This is a genomic window from Clostridium sp. LY3-2 (genome assembly GCF_024705715.1).
Classification (GTDB): Bacteria; Bacillota; Clostridia; order Clostridiales; family Clostridiaceae; genus Clostridium.
Window position 1 is genome coordinate 1 of sequence record NZ_JAMDLQ010000019.1, and the last position, 1177, is coordinate 1177.

Annotated in this window: 1 protein-coding gene; it reads right to left on the reverse strand. The window is 28.5% G+C overall.

Annotated features, from left to right (window positions below; genetic code table 11):
• Nucleotides 1-134: 134 nt before the first annotated feature.
• Nucleotides 135-686: a nucleoside-triphosphatase gene (locus M4I33_RS07075; RefSeq protein WP_257916155.1), complete on the reverse strand. Its 552-nt coding sequence runs from the start codon at nucleotides 684-686 to the stop codon at nucleotides 135-137.
• Nucleotides 687-1177: the final 491 nt, after the last annotated feature.

The window sequence follows — 1177 nt, forward strand, 5'->3', positions numbered from 1 at the left end:
TTTTTCTGGAGTTAAATTAAATGATACTAGCAAAATTCTTTTTGCTCTTAGCAAATTATTTTGCTACATTTAATTTAATGAAGGAAAAATAGATATTCTTAGCGAGTTTCATTAAGCTTCTGGAACATATAAATCTACCTATCCCCCGTTTTCAACCTTTTTAAAACTTCCTCCCTAATTTTAGCATGTTTTCCTAATTCTATCTCAGGAAGTTCTATTAATAAAACATCATCTCGAGACTTTATCTCATTTAGAAAACTATTTTCTTTCTTTTTTATAACTCCAAAGCATATTTTATCAGAATCTAAGCACTCTCTAATAATATTTTGAAATCTAGAAGATTCACTTTCAAATACTCCAATCTCATCTAATAAAATCACCTTTTCTTTTGACTTTAAGGATTCTTCTAAAGTTAAAGTCCCAAAATAATCAAAAGTTTCTGTAATCTTAAAAGGCTTCATTCCCTTTAGCTTTACTGAAATCGGAGGGGTCTCCTCCATCCCCTTTACTAAAGATTTAAAAGCATATCCCATATGTATATCATTAATTTTATAAGGTATAGTCCTAAAGCCTGTATATTCTATATTAAACTCCTCTAAAATAGAATTTATCATAGTGCTTTTACCACAGTTAATCTCACCCGTTAAAAATATATTCTTAGCGGGTTTCATCGACTTCTGGAACATATAAATTAACCGTCCTTTCCGTATCTAAAATTTAAAAGGGGTAGGTTCATTTATAATGCATCAAAGTATCTTGAAAAGGGCTTTAGAAAAATAGATATTCTTAGCAAGTTTCATTAACTTCTGGAACATATAAATTAACCATCCTTACGTCATCTAAAATTTAAAAGGGGTAGGTTCATTTATAATGCATCAAAGTATCTTGAAAGGAGCTTTAGAATATCATTTTTCTGAAGTTAAATTAAATGATATTAGCAAAATTCTTTTTGCTCTTAGCAAATTATTTTGCTACATTTGATTTAACGGAGGAAAAATAGATATTCTTAGCGAGTTTCATTAAACTTCTGGAACATATAAATTAACCATCCTTACGTCATCTAAAATTTAAAAGGGGTAGGTTCATTTATAATGTGTAATAAGTATCTTGAAAGGAGCTTTAGAATATCATTTTTCTGAAGTTAAATTAAATGATATTAGCAAAATTCTTTTTGCTC

Excerpts from the sequence above, each read along its gene's own strand:
- M4I33_RS07075 (WP_257916155.1), bottom strand. The coding sequence starts at position 686 with ATGTTCCAGAAGTCGATGAAACCCGCTAAGAATATATTTTTAACGGGT.